The organism is Companilactobacillus allii (assembly GCF_001971585.1).
GTDB lineage: Bacteria > Bacillota > Bacilli > Lactobacillales > Lactobacillaceae > Companilactobacillus > Companilactobacillus allii.
Genome location: NZ_CP019323.1, coordinates 1,061,723 through 1,083,160 on the forward strand (window position 1 = coordinate 1,061,723; position 21,438 = coordinate 1,083,160).

Genomic DNA, 21,438 nt, shown 5'->3' on the forward strand with positions numbered 1-21,438 from the left:
TTGAAAATTGCAATAGCAGGAACAGGATATGTAGGTTTATCATTATCTGTATTGTTATCTCAGCATAATGAAGTTCATGCATTAGATATTGTTCCAGAGAAAGTTAAAATGATTAATGAAAAAAAATCTCCTATAATTGATGACTACATTTCAAAATATTTGAAAGAAAAAAATTTGAATTTGCATGCTACCATCGACTATAAAGAAGCACTTGGCAATGTGAATTACATAATTATATCTACGCCTACAAATTATGATTCAGATAAAAATCATTTTGATACATCTAGTGTTGATGATATTTTAGCTAAGGCGACTGACATTAATCCAAACGCAACTATAATTATTAAATCAACTATTCCCGTTGGATTTACTGAGAATGCTAGGATTAAATTCAATAATCCTAATATTATATTTGCACCTGAATTCTTACGGGAAGGAAAAGCCTTGTATGATAATTTATATCCTTCAAGAATAGTGGTTGGAGAGCAATCTAATAGGGCTAAAATTTTTGCTGAACTGTTAAGTGAGGCAGCAATTAAAAATGATATTCCAACGTTATTTGTATCAAGTTCAGAGGCAGAATCTATTAAACTGTTTTCAAATACATATCTTGCAATGCGAGTAGCCTTTTTTAATGAATTAGATACATATGCTGAAGTACGTGGCTTGAATTCTAAACAAATTATCGATGGAGTAGGACTTGATCCAAGAATAGGCGACCATTATAATAATCCTTCATTTGGTTATGGAGGTTATTGTTTACCTAAAGATACTAAGCAGTTGCTGGCTAATTTTGAAAATGTTCCTAATAACATTGTTAGGGCAATCGTTGATGCAAATGCAACGAGAAAGGATTTTGTTGCTAATCAAATATTGAAACGTGATCCTAAAGTAGTTGGAATTTATCGTCTCACTATGAAATCCAATTCAGATAATTTTAGGCAATCATCAATCCAGGGGATAATGAAACGGATTAAAGCCAAGGGTGTTAGTGTTCTTGTTTATGAGCCAACTTTAAATGAGCCAACTTTTTTTAATTCTCCGGTTACTCACTCTTTGGATGATTTGAAATCTGAATGTGATATTATTGTAGCTAATAGAATGTCCAATGATTTGAAGGATGTAGTTGACAAAGTATATACTCGTGATTTGTATGATAGAGATTGATTATTAAATTTAATCTTATTAAGGGGACAAGTGAATGCAACATAAAAAGGGAAATAGAAAAAGCCATGCACTAAGAAATACACTATTAATCTTTCTACTACTATTAATATTCGGTGGAGCAGCTTATGGTATGTCTAAGTACCGTTCAGTTAAGGACTCAGTTAATAGTTCGTTCAAACCATCAGGTCTTACTAAAGAGCGCAATGTAAGTAAGCAATTAAGCAGTAAGAAGCCTATTTCGATTCTTTTAATGGGAACTGACACTGGTGCTCTGGGTCGTGATTACAAGGGACGTACTGATAGTATGATGGTTGTTACAATCAATCCTGAGACTAACAAGACTACTATGACGAGTATTCCACGTGATACAGCTGTTAATATTCCTGGATACAAGGATGATTCTCCAGCTAAGATCAATGCTGCATACTCATTCGGCCAAGCAGAGACAAGTATCAAGACTGTTCAGAAGTTATTGAACATTCCAATTGATTTTTATGCACTTATTAACATGGGTGGTATGGAGAAAGTTGTGAATGAAATCGGCGGTGTTGATATTACACCAACTTTGACTTTTACGTATGAAGGTAATACATATACTAAAGGTAAGAAAGAACATATGAACGGTAAGAAGGCTCTGGGTTACTCTCGTATGCGTTATGACGACCCAGATGGTGACTATGGTAGACAGACTAGACAACGTGCTGTATTGATGGCAATCATCCACAAGTCTGGTTCTATTTCTACATTATTGAATCAGAAGTTCATTGACTCTATTGCTGGTCAAACTCAAACTGACCTTACTTTTGATAATTTAAGAGAAATTGCTACAAATTACCGTAAGGCAACTAAGAATGTTTCTCAAAATCACTTGCAAGGTACAGGTAAGTCAGTTAGTGATCAAAGTATGGAAGTTATGAGTAAGAAGGAGTTACAACGTATTACAAACATTATTCGTGGTGGATTGGGATTGAAGCATGCTAAGACTGGTAATATAGCTTACAGACCTAGTTCAAGTTCAACATCCACTGGTAGTGGTTATGGTACAAGTTCTTCATCTTATGGTACTGGTAGTACTAGTCGTTCTACTTCAAGTACAGGTACTGGTACAAGTAGTTATGGTTCAGGTACAGGTTCCTCTACTACAGGTACTGGAACTGGTACTGGATCTACAAGTGATTCGGATAGTAGTACCGTTACTGAACGTTATAGTGGTAATTACTAATATATTTTGATTTTATGGCTTCTTCGATGTTTGTGAAGAAGCTTTTTTATTTGTTCCAAATATTACGTATCTATTAATTGACTTTTCGTAAATATATCTATAAAGTAATAATCGTGGGATCAAGTCTGGAGTGCCTAAGGGTTCCAGGCTATTTTTTTTACTCAATATTATAAATTTCCATAACATACATGGTAATATATGGATGCGGGTAATTACATTACACCGAGTAAAACCCTTAAGTGATAGAAATATTAAGCGTACTGCAAGTACGTCACTGGGGTTTGGGCCCCACTTAGGTGGGACTTTTAAAGTTAAAGACTAAAGACAAATCACGATTTCTATGATTTGTCTTTTTTAATACACATTTTCCCCACTAAATACCATAATAATAGTGAGAATCCCAACTATTAACGATATAATTATATATATTGAATGATTATGTATTATAGGGGGAAGCTATGCCACATAGGAATAAGAAGAGTCATCCATTGAGGAACACGTTTCTAATTTTCTTATTATTACTGGTATTCGGTGGTGCTGCATATGGTATGTCTACGTATCGTGGTGTGAAGAATTCTGTTAACAGTTCTTTTAAGTCATCTGGTATTGATAAGAAGCGAGATGTGAGTAAGCAACTAAGTGAGAAGAAGCCGATTTCAATTCTTCTAATGGGCACTGATACTGGTGCTTTGGGGCGTGATTACAAGGGGAGAACTGACAGTATGATGGTTGTTACCATCAATCCATCCACCAACAATACGACTATGACTAGTATCCCACGTGATACTGCGGTGAATATTCCAGGATTCCCAGATGACTCACCAGCCAAGATCAATGCTGCCTATGCATTCGGTCAAGCAAAGACTAGTATCAAGACGGTTCAGAGTATGTTGAACATTCCAATCGACTTCTATGCGCTCATCAACATGGGTGGCATGGAGAAGGTTGTGGAGGAGATCGGTGGAATCGATATTACACCTACGATAACTTTTAAATACTCGTGGTTCACTTATACTAAGGGTAAGAAGACACATATGAACGGTAAGAAGGCGCTTGGTTACTCAAGAATGCGCTATGATGATCCACAGGGTGATTATGGTAGGCAGGAGCGTCAACGTGATGTATTGATGGCGATTATTCACAAGTCTGGTTCTGTTTCGGCGTTATTGAACCATAAGTTCATCAATTCTCTGGCTAGTCAATCTCAAACTGACTTGACGTTCGATAACTTGAAGGCACTGGTCAAGGGGTATCGTAAGGCAACCAAGAATGTATCCCAAGACCACTTGCAAGGTGTTGGTAAGTCTGTGAAGGAACAAAGTATGGAGGTTATGAGTAAGAATGAGTTACAACGTGTGACAAACATTATCCGTAAGGGATTGGGATTGAAACACATTAAGACTGGTAATATTGCTTATGGTTCTGATATTAAGAGTAAAGACAGTAGTAAGAAAAATAAGAAGAAAAAGAAAAGTAAAAAGAAGAGTACAAAGTCAGATGTAGCTAGTGTTGCTTCTGACGAAGAGACTGACACTAGTTCAACTGACTCGACTGATTCTAATTCAGCCGATATAACTAGTTCTGTCGGCTCTACAAGTTCCACTGGTACATCGAGTTCATCTAGTTCATCTAGTTCTAATAGATCTAGTGGTGTTAGTGGTAGTTCTACTACTGGAAGTAACAGTAGTTATGGAACTAGTTCCGGCTCTAGCTCTGGGTCTAGTTATGGCTCTGGTTCCAGTTACGGATCGGGTTCAAGTACTGGGACAAGTTCAGGTTATGGTACTGGATCTGGATATGGTACAAGTTCTGACACCAGTACTGGGACGGGTTCAGGTTCTGATAGTGGCTCAGATTATGATTCTGGTTATGGTTCGGATACTGGTTCTTCTGATGATAGTGGTACTAGTCAGGATTATAGTAGTGAGTATTAAGATTGTGTGAAGTTGAAAACTTTTGTTTTCAGCTTTTTTTATTCGAAGTGATTCCAATATTCAGATAACTTGATTTCAAATTATATACAACAATCAGTACAGCTGTTAGAATATAATCATCAATGAGAAAAAATCTCACAGGATTCAGGAGATACATTATGTTATTAGAATTCAGTGTATCAAATTTCAGATCTATCAAGGATAAGGTTACTTTATCAATGGTCGCTTCTGACTTAACAGAACTCAGTGAAACCAATATATTACAGGATTCTGAAGATGTATTAAGTGTTGCAGGAATATTTGGACCTAATTCCAGTGGTAAGAGCAATATTATTAAGGCAATTTCATTCATGATATTTTTTGTTCTCAATTCCTTCGGCTCGAACAGTTTCGAATCAAATATTCCAATTGAAAGTTTCGTCTTTAGTACTGAGATAACTCCGAATTCTCCATCTGAGTTTGATATTGTCTTCAGTAATGATTCTAATGATATTTACGAATATGGATTCACGCTTAATCATAGTGAAATCTTGTCAGAGACACTTACTGTCAATGAAGAGACTGTATTTACTCGTGAGAATCAAAAGATTCATTCTGATGAGAATAAAATCAGTGATCATTTGATGAAGGAAAGAATGACCAAGTCGAATGTATTGTATTTATCAATTCTGGCAGCTACTAATACGGAGGTTGCCACTGACATTGTTTCGTTTTTTAAGGACAAAATAAGCATTATAAATGGTGCTAGTTCGGATATTTCTTGGGAGACTAAGAACATGATTGACCAGGATGAATATAAGTCTAAGATAGTTGAAGCAATACATGGAGCCGACCTGTATATAGATGATTTATCACTGGAAAAGGCGGATTTCAACGTTAAGAATTTCACCGGTGCTGAGACAATACCTCAAGAGATACTAGATCAAGTCGCCAAAAATGCACTTAAAGTTAAGAGCTCACATAGAGTTTACGACATTAACGGAAAAGAAACCGGTAGCTATAGTGGCGATATCAGTAGCCTAGAATCTAAAGGTACCCAAAGTTTCCTTGCGGTGATTGGTCCAGTAATAAAGGCGTTATCAGAAGGAACGATTATTTTTATTGATGAGATGGGTGCCACACTACATCCCTTGATGTCTGAACATTTAGTTAAGATGTTCATGCTTCCGGATAATAAGAAAAATGGACAATTAGTTTTTAATGCCAATGACAGTAATCTACTGAATAATAAGTTACTTAGAAGAGACCAAATATGGTTTACAGATAAAGATTCAAGTGAGTGCACTAGTCTAGTTCCATTAGATTCGTATGTTCATAATGGTAAAAGGATACGCTCGGATGTTAATTATGCTAAGAGATACCTTTCTGGGGATTTTGGTGCTATACCTATATTCAAAAACTAATTTAAACCAGAATGGTTTATTTTTTTTTTCATTTTCACCCTTATGTAAATGAACTTTACAAAGCAAAATGTTAAGCTTAATTATGGAAACTTAATATGAATGTGCGACTTGAAAGGATGATTTGTTTTGGGAATGAATGGATTTTCTACCTCTTCCATAATTGCAGATAATGAATACTTAAAGAAGGCAATGGCATCTAAGTAATTTGATCTGTCACTTGAGATAATTAAGCTAGAACATGAATTGAACCTGTCACAAAAAAGAGCTTCCGACGTTTTGAACATACCTCTTGATATCTTCGTAAGATATGAAGCAGGAGATAAGCGGATACCTGAAGATAGGTATCAGAAGGTTATTGATGATTTGTCCAATTTACGTGATGATAGTGGTAGTGTTTTGAATTAATTAAATTATAAATAAAGGCGACCCCAAAAATAAAAATCAGGGATCGCCTTTTTGTTTTATAATCGTTTTGTGGGAGGATGAAAAAATGAGACAACGACAGTCGAACTTCGAATTGCTTAGGATTATCAGTATGTTTTTGATTGTGCTACATCATTATGGTATTCATGGAACCTTTTACGAGGGAACTTTTTCGTGGCAAAAAGTCGGACTTAACTTAGTTACTTCATTCGGTAAAGTTGGTGTGAACATATTCGTATTGATAAGTGCTTATTTCTTGGTAAACAAGGCCTTTAAGTTAGAACGAATCTATCGATTAATACTTGAGACACTATTTTATTCATACGTCGTCTTAGTGATATTCTGGTTCTTAGACCGTAACAGTCCATACCTCAGTCACGTCAACATAATTCATCTGTTTTTCCCTATTCCTCTGGAATATTGGTTCGTCAATGCATTCTTATTCATGTTGTGTTTATCACCATTTATGAATATCCTGATTCACAACATGGTACGCAAGACGTATGTATTATTATTATCATTTTTGACGGTCATTTGGGTGATTATTCCGACCGTATCAAACCTTAAGCTTGCCGGTTACAGTGATTATGCATGGTTTCTCTACTTATATTTATTAGCAGGATTTATCCGAAACTTTGGTATCAATATCAGCAAAGCAGTGCTGCGTTGGATCCTATTCGGATCGGCGGCGGTAACGATTCTATTAGTCGCCGATTTGAATATTCTCGGTGCGACACATCAATTGTTCATGGACTATGCAATCTTCTTCATTTTCCAAAACAAAATACCAATTGTCTTGATGTCAGTGTCATTGTTCTTATTGGCTAAGGAATGGAAACTTGGTAGTAATCGCTTTATTAACACGGTTTCTTCGGCAACTTTGGGAGTTTATTTGATCCACGACAACGTTGTTATACGAGTTGCATTGTGGACATTTGTTAATAATGCTCAATACAAGACATTATTGAGTTCGATTGGGATGGGAGTTATTATTTCAGCCGTAATTTACGTTTTATGCACTATAGTTGACTTGGTTAGGCAATTATTCCTCGCTAAGTTGATGAATTGGTTAGCGAATAAATTGGCTAGTGGAACTCGTTTGTTGTTTGGAATTCGAGAGTAAGTAATTGCTTAACTTATTGCTTAACTTATTGACAGTCTATCACGTATTTGCCATACTATATTATAGATAATTAATACAAAATGTATTGATTTGGAGGATATAGTATGTTTACTAGCGTGGAATTTGAAAATTATATGTCTTTAAAAAAACTAAAATTAAATATAAAACAAAAGAATGACTTCAAAAAAATTGTTGCGATATATGGTGAGAATGGATCTGGTAAATCAAATATTGTCTCAGCATTCATGAATCTAAGATTATCTCTTGATACTTTGAATGCTAAGAAAAAGCTTGATGAATTCTTATCTAGTGATACCAAAAATGAGAATATAATGAATGTCAAGCATTATACAGCGATGTATAGTGATCGTAGCAGAATAGATAGAGTATTTGAAAACACTTATTTATTAGGAGCTACTGAACCAATGAGTTTGAAATATAATTTCAAAATCTATGGTCATTTCGGTTACTATAAGTTGATTTTTAAAAAAGATAGTAGTGGATCACTGTATCTTGCTTCTGAGGAACTCAACTATCTAATTAAAAAATCTAGTGGTGTTATTTTTCATATAACAAGCGATGAAAATCAGAATATTTCTATCAAAGTTAGCCCGCAATTGTTCAAAAATGCTAATCTTTCTAATTCTATGGATGATTTAATTAAGAGATTATGGGGGAAACATACTTTTCTCGCTATTTTTCAAGAATTTGCAGTAGAGAATAATGAAAAATACATTATTGAGAATGTTTTGAATAATTTCTTAAAAGTACAATCTAAATTCGAACATTTATCATTTAAAACTGATAATGCACGGGGTGCCAATAATTTTAGACAAATGTTACATAATCTGATTAGTGGGACTGTAAATAATGGAAATACAAGGAATAAAATAGAGAATACTTCAGAATCTTTGAATAAGTACTTTGTCCCATTGTACAGTGATATTATGTCTCTTCATTATAAGACGGAAAGTCTTGAAGACAATAAGACTAAATATGAATTGTATGAAAAGAAGAGGATAAGTGATGAGATTGTTGAGATACCATTCGTATTAGAATCGAATGGTACTAAGAAGTTATTGAATTTATTCCCGTTACTGTTGAATGCTGTGAATGGTGATACAGTTATTATTGATGAGATTGATCAGGGTATTCACGACTTGTTGATTGATAGGATTATTGAGAATGTTAAGGATGATATAACAGGTCAGTTGATATTTACGACCCATGATACTCAGGTGATGAAGCAGCTGGATGTATCGTCACTTTACGTAATACAGGTTGATTCTTCTGGTAATAAGCGTGTAAGTAATATCTCCAAAGCTTCCAAGAGTAATATTGCTTCAAATAATAATATTCAAAAGTTATATCTTGAAGGTTATTTTGCCGGTATACCATACGCTGATGATGTCGATTTCTACGATATTATTGAGAATCTTGGGGTAAATCATGATTAATAGGGGTACCTGTGCTGTTGTAATTGTTCATGGTCAATCCGAATATGCGATGATAAGTGCAATCAAGTCAAAGTTAAGGCTAAATATACAAATTTTTGCTAGAGACAAAGGCAAATCAAGTATTCAAATTGATGGATTACATAATGTTTTTGGAAATAAAATTTTTAAAGATTGTAAATCCTTATTAAGAGAATATGGGACAATTGAGCATAAAAAGAAGAAATTATATGATTTCAAAATCTTTACACTTATGGATGTTGATGATTGTAAAGATGATTCTGTAAGAAAAAACTATATTGCTGGAAACATAAGTGGAATTAATGGTCATGAGTTAAAAACGTATATTCAACCGATATATTGTAGTGAGAATTTAGAAGATGTTTTAAATGATATAAACTTTGACTTTGTAGCTAAGACCAATAGAGATAAGGCAAAGTACATCAAGGTTTTTGGAAATATTGATATTAATCTTGAAAGTATGGAGCAACTCATTGGTAAATTAGAGAAATCTAAAAAAACAAATTTGAATATTTTGTTACAATATTTACTTGATCATCGTTCAAATTTTGATTCGTAATACATAAAAATAGATATGTTTAAACAAAAGTATTATTCTTGTTCACAAAGATAATTGTGGGGTAAGAATAATGCTTTTTTACTCGGTTAATTTAGTGATTTTTTTGATTTACAGTTTATTTACCAATACTTATTACAAGAATCATCGGGCGTATTTTTGGCTGATATTTATTCACTTAACGCTACTATTAGGACTACGGTCAAGCATGGTAGGGACAGATACGCTGCAATATGTCGACTTTTACCTTGTCCAAAACTCTGGATTCAATGGTAATGGTGCCATGGTTTATTCCGCCATTAGTAACGCCATCTTCAATCTGACTGGTGGTAATTATCACGTGTTCTTATTTGTACTATCACTGGCGACGATATTCTTTGTTTTGAAGTCGATCGAGCTACTCAATAACAATGAGAACTTTATGTTCTTGAGCATTTATATCTATCTAACGTTTTATTTCTACTTTGAAAGTTTCAATATTCAACGTCAAATGCTGGCAGTGGCGATGACTATGTTTGCGATGGCTTTGTTGTCGCGAAAGAAGTATATCTGGTCGATAATTATATTTGTTTTATCGATTGGGATACACAGCACGGCGATTTTCGCTATTATCGGATTCGTCATCTGGTTTATGAAAAAGAACAAGATAACTTTTTGTTTGATACTGGGAGTTTCGTTATTATCCAATTTGTTCCTGAACAATCTGTTAAACAACTTTTCACAGTTATTCAATCACTATCAAATGTACTCTGACACTGTACTGAGTTCTGGTGGTGGATCGTTAATGCTAGGGATTTTCTTATTGTTGATAGTTATTATAGCGATGTTCTTGACGGACATGTCTGATGACAAGGTCGGTGGATTTGTCACATTTATGACTATGATTGGGGCTGTTTTGTACATTGTTGGTTCCAAGTCACAATTGATAATTCGAATGGCAGATTACTTTGCGGTTTATTCAGTTGTGTTCATCCCGCAAGTTCTTGCTAGGTTATCTAGAAAATTTCATAGGAGATATCTGTATATGGTGCTGGTTGGATTGGTACTTGGGGTTGGTTTGGCGATATTTTACTATAAGTTGGGGAATAATCTGGGTGAGGTGATTCCTTATGGGGTTTTTGATTGAGGTTTTTTGGGTTTCGTCTGCACTTTTTTTCTCCCTCTGTTCCATCCCTTTGGGCTGAAACGCGATCCACAACACAATTTCTTCCGCTTAACGCTAAAAATGATCTTCACTTTGTGAAGGTCATTTTTTGTGTTAATGCTCGGAAATTTTCGTGTTGTGGATCGCTCTAATTTTCTGAAAATAGACGAATCGTAATTTCAACCCTCTTTGCTATACCGCTGTTCACTACATGAATTATCATGTGATGTGACCACAAGATATTGTGTGAAATATAGATTCTTTAGCATCGGGAGTGAGTTTTTGAAATCAGATGAAACGCCTAATATGACAAGCTTAATTGGAGTATTTGATGTTATTTATAGGCATATGAAATTGATCATAATTACTACTTTAATAGTATTGTTCGCCACTGGTTTCACTACGTTTTTTGTTATCAGTCCTAAGTATGAATCGACGACTGAACTGCTCGTTAACCGAAAATTGTCGACTGATTTACAATCGGCACAATTCCAACAGGTTCAAGCTGATGTACAGATGATAAGTACTTACAAGGACATTATTACTAGTCCGGCAGTCTTGAACACTGTTATGAAAAAGGTGCGTGATTATCCAGAAAGTCCAACTTCAAGTGAAAATTTGGCCAAGTCGATCAGTATCAGCAATCAACAAAATTCACAGGTTTTCTCAGTATCTGCCAAATCGGCTAATAAGAATACTGCGGCACTTATTGCTAACGAAACAGCGAGAGTCTTTAAGAGCAAGGTAGGCAAGATCATGAATATTGATAATGTATCGATCGTTTCGACTGCGACACCGAGCTCTAAACCTTATAGTCCTAAGAAAGTCTTGAGTTTACTAGCGGGATTAGTAGTTGGCTTGGTATTGGGTATTTCCTTAGCATTTATTCGAGAAGTCAGTGACAACACGGTTACTAACGAAGAATTCTTGAAGAATATGGGCTGGGTCAATCTGGGTCAAGTTTCAGAAATGGATAATAAAAAGAACAGTCATCAAAAGGAGTAGTTATGTGGAATAAAAAGAAAAAGTTAGATAATAATAGCCAAAAAAACGGCATTAACTTGATTACTTATTCTAGTCCACAAAGTCCTATTTCAGAGCAATTCAAAACGATTAGAACAAATATTCAATTCACTGCGGTCGATAAAAAGATAAAGTCTTTAGTTTTCACTTCGGCTGATCCATCAGAAGGTAAGTCAACTGTCAGCAATAACTTTGCGGTAAGTTGTGCCACTCAAAATACTAAGACAATCCTGATCGATGCGGATCTTCGTCGTCCAACAATCCATCGGACCTTTGGTTTGAGTAATCAAGTTGGATTGTCCAACTACTTATCTAGACATGCGGCCTTAGATGAAATCATTCAACCGTCAATAGTTGAGAACTTATCAATAATAACTAGTGGACCGATTCCACCTAACCCTTCTGAGTTACTGGGTGGTCAAAGAATCAAGGAATTGTTAAAAGAATTGGATGAAAGGTTCGATCTAGTGATATTAGATTCACCACCAGTCAACACTGTCACCGACACGCAAGTATTGGCGAGTGTGGTTGATGGGGTAGTGATGGTAGTGCCACAAGGAATCGCTACCAAGAATGGTGTGATTCATGCCAAAGAATCCCTTGAACTAGTACATGCACATGTTTGTGGAGCGATTATGAATCGAGTAACTAGATCTAAGTCTGGTTATTATGGCACCGAATATTACGGGATATACAAATAGAGGTATCGATCTTTGAATTAATGGGAAATTCAAAGAGGTCCTTTGTATGGAGTATTGGAAACACTCAATTGATGCACTGCATCAGCAGCATCGATATTTTTACAGATTTACTAAGCGGATTTTTGACTTGGTCGCAAGCATTTGTGGCTTGATTATTCTGTCACCGGTGTTCTTGGTGATAGCGATATTGATAAAGTTCGACGATCCACATGGTCCGATATTTTATGAACAGACCAGGGTCGGTAAGTTTCAAAGGTCATTTGAAATGTTCAAGTTCAGATCAATGAGAGTTAATGCTGATAAGCAACTGGGGAAAATTGCTGACAAGAATGAAGTTTCTGGACCAATGTTCAAAATGAAGCATGATCCACGTGTCACAAGAATCGGTCATTTTATCAGAAGATACAGTCTAGATGAATTGCCACAGTTGTTAAATGTGGTGCTCGGTGAGATGAGTCTAGTTGGTCCACGTCCGCCACTTCCAAGTGAGGTGGAGCATTATGATGCCTTTTCTATGCAGCGACTAGATGTCTTGCCCGGTTGTACAGGACTTTGGCAGATAGGTGGTCGTAGTAATGTCAGTTTTGACGACATGGTCAAGTTGGATCTGGAGTATATCAATCGCTGCAGTTTTTCATTTGACTTATATATATTAATAAAAACATTTGTTTTATTTTTCAAGCCCAACGGAGCTTATTAGCGAGGTGATGTTATGGAAGTATTAGAGATTTGTGAAGCATACGGTGGTGGCGTTAAGCGTCAGATCGACTATCTTAATAGATTCGCTGATGACAAGAATATCTCCATGACCACCTTGGTCAGTTCCAAGCGTGGTAGTGAGATTCCAAGAAGTTATCTAGTCGATGACGACCTTTCAGAATATAAGCACATCTTCAGTTACTTATCAGTATTGCGACGTCTGCATAGATTGATAACTAACAAAAAGATCCAGTTAGTTCATGCCCACAGTACGATTGCTGGTTTAACGATGGTCATATACAAGCTGCGTTATCACAACTGTCCGCCGATAGTATTCACACCACATGCATATTTCTCGGAAGTGGATCGTGGCAAGTTCAAGAATATATGTATCAAGTGGGTCGAGAAGTTCATGAGTAAGCATTTTGCCAAGATCATCCATGTTTCAAAAGATGAGCAGGATTATGCAATTGCTAACAAACTAGTTAACAAAGCTCAATCAGTAGTCATCAACAACGGCGTTCCGTGTCATGAGTATGAAAGGCTTCAACATCCCACTTTAAACTTCATCAACGTAGCACGTTGTGACTTCCAAAAGGACCCACAGTTATTCATCAAAGTTGCGGAGAAAATAACCCAAGCTATCCCCAATACTAGTTTTACGTGGGTCGGGGATGGGCCACTTCTCAATGAATGTCGTGCTGAGGTTATCAGACAGAATTTAGGCGACAGGATCAAGTTTATCGGGTATCGCAACAATCCGTATAAGTACTTGGAGTCTGCCGATATATTCTGCTCAACGTCACGCTATGAGGGGCAACCTTTCTCAGTTCTAGAAGCAATCTCAGAAAAGTTACCACTCTTGATCACTGACGTTATCGGCCACAGAGAACTGGTCGATCACAATGGCATCTTGTTAACGAAGAAAATACTGAATGACGACAGGAAATTGACTGATTCATTTTCAAAGGTGATCAAGGATAAGGACAAACTCTCTCAAGCTAGCTACCGGTTGTATAAGAGTAAGTACGATGTGTCAGATATGGTTGATAAGATCGAAGCTATCTATTTAGGCGATGCAACAGTATGAGAGTGGACGTGGTAATACCTTACTTTCATCCACCTTATATCGGTGGGACCGAGACTGTGTTACGCAAATGGGATGAATACTTCGCAACTCAGCATATTAAAAATCTAGAAGTGAGATTTGTCATTCCCTTTGCATATCGTAGCAACAACGTGTTCAACCACTCGGGTAATTATATTTTCGGTTGGCGAATCTTTAACAATGAGCTAGCAAAGTTCATTGGCATATTGAACTTGGCGGTCTATCTAATGTTCACTAAGGCTGACAAAGTCATTGTTCTCTCACCCAAATACATCGCGCTCAGTCATAGATTCAAAAGAATATTTCATAAGCATTATCAAATTATCAACTGGGTCCATTTCTCATTGAATCAAGTCTTCTCCACAGACAATAAACAGTTCAAATCAGCTGATTATCACTTGGCTATTTCGACTGGTATCAAGCAACAGTTGCTGGATATGGGCATCGATAGGAAACGTATCTTTGTAGTTTTCAATCCTATCGAGAAAGCCAAATACCAGATACCAGCCAGTCAAGATCCTAGATATGTTTATGTTGGTAGGTTGGAATATCGGCACCAAAAGAATCTCCAAGAACTACTACATGGATTCGCCATGCTAAAAAAACAATTGCCAAATGCAAGCTTGGACTTGTGGGGAAGTGGTCAAGATATGAGCAAGTTACGTGAATTAGTCACCAAACTAGATGTTTCCCAAGTGAATTTTAAAGGTTGGAACAAGAATCCTTGGTCGCAAATAAAAAGCGTTACGGCGTTTGTCCTGACTTCAACTTATGAAGGCCTACCGATGTCGATTTTGGAAGCAATATCACACGGGGTACCAGTTATTTCCGCAGATATTTTGACTGGGCCAAGTGATGAGATCACTGGTGAGAATGGGTTGTTATACAAAACTGGTGATGTGGCTGAATTAAGGGATGAAATGATCGAGGTATTCGAGAATCGGCAGAATTATCGTAGTAAGGCTATGAAGGCGTCAATCAGTAAGTATTATAGTAAGAATTATTTTGCAAATTTAATTAAGATATTACAGGAAATGGGGTAATCCCATGGATAAATTATTATCGATTGTTATCCCTAGTTATAACGTAGGCAACACTTTGAGCAATATATTGGATAATCTAGTCAATTGTCACACTTTGGATCGATTGGATATTTTGGTGGTCAACGATGGTTCAACTGATCAAACGGCCAAAATCGCTGACAAATATGTGGCTGAATATCCAGAATCTATCCAGTTGATAACTCAGGTCAACGGTGGTCACGGATCGACCATCAACACTGGTATAAAGTATGCGACTGGTAGATTCTTCAAGGTGGTCGACGGTGATGACTGGTTGGATAGCGCTAATCTCGACAGGTTTGTCAATTTATTGAAGCTAGAAGACGTTGACCTTGTTTTGACACCTTTTTGGGTCTTCAATGATAAGACTAAGCGTAAGTATGTCAAAGAGATCAAGTCAGAAGATATTAGATGGAATCAAAAGTATTATTTGAAAGATCGAAAAATAGCCCCGGTCCCATCGATGCACACGTACACTTTGAGGACAAAGCTATTAAAAGAAAATGGTATAAAAATCGATGAACATGCGTATTACGTGGATATTGAATATATCCTCTACCCGATTCCATATGTCAAAACGTATAAGTTCGTTAATTTGCCACTCTACAACTATCGGGTCAATCAAGCCGATCAGTCGATCACTCTAGGCAATATGGTCAAGAATTCCAAGCAACACGAAATGGTCATTGAGCATGTGAATGAATATATTGTTGAACATATTAATGGTATCAATGAGAATCAGCGTGAGTTGATGGTCAATCGTCTCAGCAGAATGATTGCTACACAAATGAAGATCATTTCAGTTGAACCGATCAAGTCAGTGACTAAAGCTAAACTCGTTAAGTTCTATCAACATGCGAAGGATAATTACTACTTTGAGATACAAGATATCAATTTACCGATGAAGATGTTGGTAAAATCACACTTTCTACTGTTCCCACTCATTCATTATTTGGCAATTTGGAAGATGAATCTATTCCATTACTAGGAGGTGAAGTCATGTCTGTTGTAGCACTAGTAGTCACGTATAATCGACTGAATCTATTAAAGGAGTGTCTGGATGGTATTGGTTCACAAGTTGTAGACACGATCGTAGTTGATAATGCCAGTACTGATGGTACTAAAGAATATCTAGACTCACTGGATAAAACTTGTTTCAAGGTGATTCATTTGGCTAAGAATACTGGTGGATCTGGTGGATTCTTTACAGGGATCAAATTCTTTATGGAGAATTATAAGTCAGATTATTTGTGGTTGATGGACGACGACACTATCCCCAAGAAAGACACTTTGGCCAAGTTACTTGAAGTAATCCCAAGTATTGATGAGTTTGGATTCTTAGCCAGCAATGTTCGTTTTACTGATGGCACTCCAGCATTGATGAATATTCCAGTTGTCGATCCACTGGATTGGAATGAATTTGGTTATAAGGGTGAGTTTTTACCGGTGATCAAGTCGGCATCATTTGTGTCGTTATTACTACCGCGTACGATAATTCAACGAGTTGGACTACCGTATAAGGAATTCTTTATTTGGGGTGATGATTCCGAGTATACCTCAAGGATAAGTGCAACGACTACTTCGTACTTTGTTCCAGAAAGCCTAGTTATCCACAAAATGTCACAAAATATCGGAGTAGATATTGTTAATGATGACACTGACCGGATAAGTCGTTACTACTATTTATTTAGAAACAAAGTATTCTTGGCCAGAAAGAAACACGGTAGATCAAAAGTAAAAACATTTGCTGGGATGGGTCTAGAAGTGCTTCAAGTAGGACTTGGTCACAAGGTCACTCACCGGATGAGCAAGTTATTAGTTATGACACGAGGAATTATTTCGGGATGTTTCTTTAATCCGAAGATTTCATATGTACACAAGAATTAAGTGAGGTTATGTCGATGTCGCAGAGCATTTTGAATGCATATTTGAAATATATTTATAAATCAGAGTCACTTTTGAAGTTAATGACACACAATAAGAAGTCGATCCTACCGGGATTCATCTATGATCCATATCACAGAATGGTGGAACGAGAAATTCAACATACAATTATGGATATGCCGACGACGGTTTGGTGTGATGAATTGACTAAAAATGATCCGTTTTTAACTGACAAGGTGATTTGGGTGATGTGGTGGCAAGTTAGCGATATGCCGATATTGATCAAGAAGAATATTGACTTTATGCGCTCCCGTTTGAACAAGCGAGTGATCTTGTTGACCCAGGAGAATATTTCAGATTTTATCGACATACCAAAAAAAATCACGAATAGATTAAATGCTGGCAAAATTTCTACGGCAGCTTTTTCAGACTATATCAGAACAAGAATCATCTTTGAGTATGGTGGCGTCTGGTTGGATAGCTCAATCTATGTTGGTGTTGACGAGGAGTTCTTGAACAACTTGAATTTCTTTGATCATGATCTGATCACGATCAAAGGGATACCAAACTTTGGAAGTAAGTTTATCCCCAAGGGTAGATGGGCGATTTATTGTTTGGGTGGTAGGTCTGGTCAGATGTTATTCAAGTTTGTCAGTGACTGTCTTGGCTTTTATCTGGAAGGTGGTCGACAGATACCGGATTACTTCTTGACTGATTATATTTTTGATATTGCTTACAAGAACAATATTGATGGTTTCAAAGAGAAGTTGAATCGGGTCCCACAAAATAACGTCAATTGTGAATGCCTGTCGCCGATTATGAACGACAAGTTTGACTCGGAGATCATGAGCAAGATGACTGAGAACACTAAGCTTTTTAAATTATCTAATAAGGTTACTTATTATGGTCGAACAAATGATCAAGATAAGACTTTTTATAGTTACTTGTATGAATGAAGGTGATGTTGGTGAAGTATTTAGTAGTAGGTTCAGGATTATTTGGCTCTGTATTCGCATATGAAGCGGCTAAGCGAGGTAAACAGGTTACAGTGATTGAAAAACGTGACCACGTTGGTGGCAATATTTATACCAAAGAAATCGAAGGTATCCAGGTTCATATGTACGGTGCGCACATATTCCACACTCAGTCAGAGGAAATCTGGGACTATATCAATCAGTTCGCCACGTTCAATAATTACATCAACTCACCGATCGCTAACTTCAATGGTGAGATATATAATTTGCCGTTCAATATGAATACATTCAATAAAATGTGGGGTGTGATCACTCCACAAGAAGCCAAAGAAAAAATTGCACAACAAAAACTAGCGTTAAACTTGCCCACGGTGCCCAAGAACTTGGAGCAACAGGCTGAGTCTTTGGTAGGTAAAGATGTGTACCAAAAGTTAATCAAAGGTTATACACAAAAGCAGTGGGGACAAGCTGCGACTGACTTGCCGGCCTTTATAATCCGCCGTCTGCCAGTTAGATTCACTTATGACAATAATTACTTTAATGATCGTTTTCAGGGTATACCAATGGGTGGTTATACTCAGATTATCAATCAATTACTGAATAGTGACTTGATAGATGTGAAAACGGGCGTCGACTTCTTCAATGATAGGGATAGTTACCAAAATGACCCGCAGACCAAGATTGTTTACACCGGTATGATCGATAGATTCTTTGATTATAAGTTCGGAGATCTAAAGTATCGTAGTCTTAACTTTGAGACTGAGGTTAAAGATGTCGATAACTATCAAGGTGTTGCGGTCGTTAACTATACAGATGAACAAACTCCTTATACGAGAATTATTGAACATAAGCATTTTGAATTCGGTAAGGGCAATAAGGGTAAAACCGTTATCACAAAAGAGTTCCCGCAGGCATTCCATCGTGGTGATGAGCCATATTATCCAATCAATAATCACCGAAACAAACAAATCTATGACCAATATGTGAAGCTGGCTAGAGAACAATGTCCCAATGTATTGTTTGGTGGTCGATTGGGTCTGTATCGTTATTACAATATGGATCAGACTATCATGGCTGCACTTCAACTGGTCAAACGAGAGTTTGGATAGATGAGAGTTGTTAAGAATTACCTTTACAATGCGCTTTATCAGATCTTCATTTTACTGATTCCCTTGGTGACAACACCTTATTTGGCAAGAGTTCTGGGGCCAAGTGGAGTGGGTATCAATTCATATACCAACTCGATCATTCAGTACTTCATAGTTCTTGGTAGTATTGGTGTGGATCTTTATGGTAACCGACAAGTCGCCTTTGTTCGCAATGATAAAAAGAAATTGACACAGACTTTTTATGAAATATTCTTTATGCGAATAATCACGGTTATTTTGGCATATTTAGTTTTTTTGATTTTCCTAGAATTTTCTGGTCAGTATAGGATATATTATTTAGCCCAGTCTATATCGTTGATAGCTGCGGCTTTTGATGTTTCTTGGTTCTTTATGGGAGTTGAAAATTTTCATGTGACCGTGATAAGGAACATTGTGATCAAGATCGTAGCTTTGATCAGTATTTTTACTTTCGTCAAGTCATATAGTGACCTGGGAATCTATATTTTAATTTTGTCGCTGTCTTTGTTACTGGGGAACTTAACTTTATTCCCAAGTTTGAAGAGATACTTGTCTAAAGTAGATTGGCATCATTTGAAAATATGGAGACACATGTTACCTTCACTAGTATTGTTCATACCACAAGTTGCCATGCAGATTTATGGTGTATTGAATAAGACAATGTTGGGGGTAATGGTCTCAGTACAGGCGAGTGGTTATTTTGATCAATCAGATAAGATGGTCAAAATGGCACTGGCCATCGTGACGGCGACTGGTACGGTGATGCTTCCACATGTTGCTAGTGCTTTTGCGAAAGGAAGAATTGAGAAGACTAAGGATTATTTGTATCAAAGTTTCCAATTCGTGAGTGCCATCGCTATTCCGATCATGTTTGGTCTGATAGCTGTCACAGCAAAGTTTGTGACGTTATTTTTTACTAAGAGATTCTTGGCGGTCATTCCTATCATGATCATAGAATCTGTCGTTATTTTATTGATAGCTTGGAGTAATGTCTTGGGAATCCAATATTTGATTCCCACCAAGCAAATGAAGAAGTATACTATTTCGGTAATTATTGGTGCTGTTATCAACATCCTATTTAATATTCCATTGATCATGAAATGGGGTGCTATTGGGGCAACTATTGCGACTGTGTTGTCGGAACTTTCAATCACTATTTATCAGCTGATTGCACTTAGAGGACAGATTCAATATCACAGATTATTCTTGGATTGGTACAAGTATTTGTTCTCAGGGTTGTTTATGTTTGAAGTCGTCTTTGAACTTGATAAGATCTTGCCAGTAACTTGGAAGGCGTTGATAATAGAGGTCGTTGTTGGGATGGTCGTCTATGTATTGTTGTTGATTTTATTTAGAGCTCGTATTATTGAGGATGCTAAGAAGTTGATTGGCAATATGTTAAAGTCTTGAAAATATGATGGATAAATATGTTAATCTAATCGATTTCCATGTAGAATTAAAAAGGTGGTGTTTACCAATTAGGGAGATATTATGGATAAAAAGGAATCTTTGTCCCAACACTTGATTGATACGTTGACGTATCAAATTCTAAATGAACTGCGACCTAATGATCGTCTGCCTTCAGAGCGTGAATTAATGGCACAATTTCAAGTAAGTCGGACAACTGTAAGGAATGCTTTGGACAAATTGGAATTGTCTAATTTAATAACTAGACAACATGGTAAGGGAACTTTTGTTACAGCTAGATCAGAGGTTCTGACTAATCTAGCGGACTTGTTTAGTTTTTCAAAGACTATGAAGACTCTGGGACGTGAGCCAAGTGACAAGATCATCAAGTTCAAGGAAATATCAGCTGATGATGAATTGATAGAACGTTTAAGATTAAAGGATAATCTGAATGTCTATGAGGTCGATCGTATTCGGCTGGCTGATAGTAAACCAATGATGTTTGGCAAGAGCTTTTTGCCAGCTGGTATCTTCAGTGATCTTGATAAGAAGACTCTGGAACAAAATTCCATGTATCAGACTTTTGAGGCTGATTACGATGTTCATATCAAAGAGGCCGACGAGTCATGTCGGGCGTCTATTTTGAATGAGAAAATTGCGAATCTATTATTAGAGAAGACAGGAGCACCGTGTTTGCGATTAGAGCGGACCACTTTTGACAAGTTAGATAGAGCGGTTGAATATACGATCAGTTGGGCACGTGCTGATGAGTTCAATTATCGTGTGAAACATTTATATAGGTAGTCAGATAATAATGAAATATATTTGATAATATGCAAAGTGGTATCTTTTGATGAAAAAGTACCACTTTTTTTTTGAGCTTAGAATTCGTTGATATCACTAGGAAACGGCGACAAACCGGCAAATAAATGGTATACTCCACTCGTTGTAAAGATAGGTGCAACCGTATACAATGGGCTTGTGGTTGATACCAGAAAGGGACCGAG

At 36.6% G+C, this 21,438-nt stretch carries 19 protein-coding genes and 1 pseudogene; all 20 read left to right on the forward strand.

Going from position 1 to position 21,438, the window contains the following annotated elements; genetic code table 11:
- Positions 1–1,167 (forward strand): nucleotide sugar dehydrogenase, encoded by a 1,167-nt coding sequence (locus BTM29_RS05070; protein ID WP_076614469.1) that lies wholly within the window; start codon positions 1–3, stop codon positions 1,165–1,167.
- 34 nt (positions 1,168–1,201) lie between these two features.
- A complete protein-coding gene (locus tag BTM29_RS05075; protein ID WP_076614470.1) occupies positions 1,202–2,389 on the forward strand; it encodes an LCP family protein in 1,188 nt (395 codons plus the stop codon).
- Between the two features lie 458 nt (positions 2,390–2,847).
- Positions 2,848–3,795, forward strand: a pseudogene (locus BTM29_RS12940) (LCP family protein); the annotation flags it as partial.
- A 686-nt stretch (positions 3,796–4,481) separates the two neighbouring features.
- A complete protein-coding gene (locus BTM29_RS05085) occupies positions 4,482–5,726 on the forward strand; it encodes an AAA family ATPase (protein ID WP_076614472.1) in 1,245 nt (414 codons plus the stop codon).
- A 243-nt stretch (positions 5,727–5,969) separates the two neighbouring features.
- Entirely contained in the window at positions 5,970–6,131 is a 162-nt protein-coding gene (locus BTM29_RS12880) for a hypothetical protein (protein ID WP_192844206.1), read from the forward strand.
- Between the two features lie 85 nt (positions 6,132–6,216).
- A complete protein-coding gene (locus BTM29_RS05095; protein ID WP_076614474.1) occupies positions 6,217–7,272 on the forward strand; it encodes an acyltransferase in 1,056 nt (351 codons plus the stop codon).
- 104 nt (positions 7,273–7,376) lie between these two features.
- Positions 7,377–8,729, forward strand: a complete 1,353-nt coding sequence (locus BTM29_RS05100; protein WP_076614475.1) for an AAA family ATPase — start codon at positions 7,377–7,379, stop codon at positions 8,727–8,729.
- Positions 8,722–9,306 (forward strand): hypothetical protein, encoded by a 585-nt coding sequence (locus BTM29_RS05105; RefSeq protein ID WP_076614476.1) that lies wholly within the window; start codon positions 8,722–8,724, stop codon positions 9,304–9,306. Before BTM29_RS05100 ends, BTM29_RS05105 begins: the two co-directional genes overlap by 8 nt.
- A gap of 70 nt (positions 9,307–9,376) precedes the next feature.
- Positions 9,377–10,429, forward strand: a complete 1,053-nt coding sequence (locus BTM29_RS05110; protein WP_076614477.1) for an EpsG family protein — start codon at positions 9,377–9,379, stop codon at positions 10,427–10,429.
- Positions 10,430–10,753: 324 nt separating this feature from the next.
- Positions 10,754–11,452 (forward strand): YveK family protein, encoded by a 699-nt coding sequence (locus BTM29_RS05115; protein WP_076618714.1) that lies wholly within the window; start codon positions 10,754–10,756, stop codon positions 11,450–11,452.
- Positions 11,453–11,454: 2 nt separating this feature from the next.
- The gene (locus tag BTM29_RS05120) at positions 11,455–12,171 is read left to right on the forward strand and encodes a CpsD/CapB family tyrosine-protein kinase (protein WP_076614478.1); all 717 of its coding nucleotides are present in this window, start codon (positions 11,455–11,457) and stop codon (positions 12,169–12,171) included.
- A 46-nt stretch (positions 12,172–12,217) separates the two neighbouring features.
- Positions 12,218–12,871, forward strand: coding sequence for a sugar transferase (locus BTM29_RS05125; RefSeq protein ID WP_076614479.1), 654 nt, complete (start codon positions 12,218–12,220; stop codon positions 12,869–12,871).
- Between the two features lie 12 nt (positions 12,872–12,883).
- Entirely contained in the window at positions 12,884–13,960 is a 1,077-nt protein-coding gene (locus BTM29_RS05130; protein WP_076614480.1) for a glycosyltransferase, read from the forward strand.
- Positions 13,957–15,021 (forward strand): glycosyltransferase, encoded by a 1,065-nt coding sequence (locus BTM29_RS05135; RefSeq protein ID WP_083685926.1) that lies wholly within the window; start codon positions 13,957–13,959, stop codon positions 15,019–15,021. The genes BTM29_RS05130 and BTM29_RS05135 overlap by 4 nt, the downstream gene beginning before the upstream one ends.
- A gap of 4 nt (positions 15,022–15,025) precedes the next feature.
- Positions 15,026–16,027 (forward strand): glycosyltransferase family 2 protein, encoded by a 1,002-nt coding sequence (locus BTM29_RS05140; protein ID WP_076614482.1) that lies wholly within the window; start codon positions 15,026–15,028, stop codon positions 16,025–16,027.
- Between the two features lie 11 nt (positions 16,028–16,038).
- On the forward strand, positions 16,039–16,926 hold the full coding sequence (locus BTM29_RS05145) for a glycosyltransferase (RefSeq protein ID WP_076614483.1): 888 nt from the start codon (positions 16,039–16,041) through the stop codon (positions 16,924–16,926).
- A gap of 14 nt (positions 16,927–16,940) precedes the next feature.
- Entirely contained in the window at positions 16,941–17,879 is a 939-nt protein-coding gene (locus BTM29_RS05150; protein WP_076614484.1) for a capsular polysaccharide synthesis protein, read from the forward strand.
- A complete protein-coding gene (glf, locus tag BTM29_RS05155; protein ID WP_083685928.1) occupies positions 17,876–19,006 on the forward strand; it encodes a UDP-galactopyranose mutase in 1,131 nt (376 codons plus the stop codon). Before BTM29_RS05150 ends, glf begins: the two co-directional genes overlap by 4 nt.
- Positions 19,007–20,434, forward strand: coding sequence for an oligosaccharide flippase family protein (locus tag BTM29_RS05160; RefSeq protein WP_076614486.1), 1,428 nt, complete (start codon positions 19,007–19,009; stop codon positions 20,432–20,434).
- 81 nt (positions 20,435–20,515) lie between these two features.
- Positions 20,516–21,235 carry a GntR family transcriptional regulator gene (locus BTM29_RS05165; protein WP_076614487.1) on the forward strand — a complete coding sequence of 240 codons (720 nt, stop codon included), beginning with the start codon at positions 20,516–20,518 and terminating at the stop codon, positions 21,233–21,235.
- Positions 21,236–21,438 lie beyond the last annotated feature (203 nt).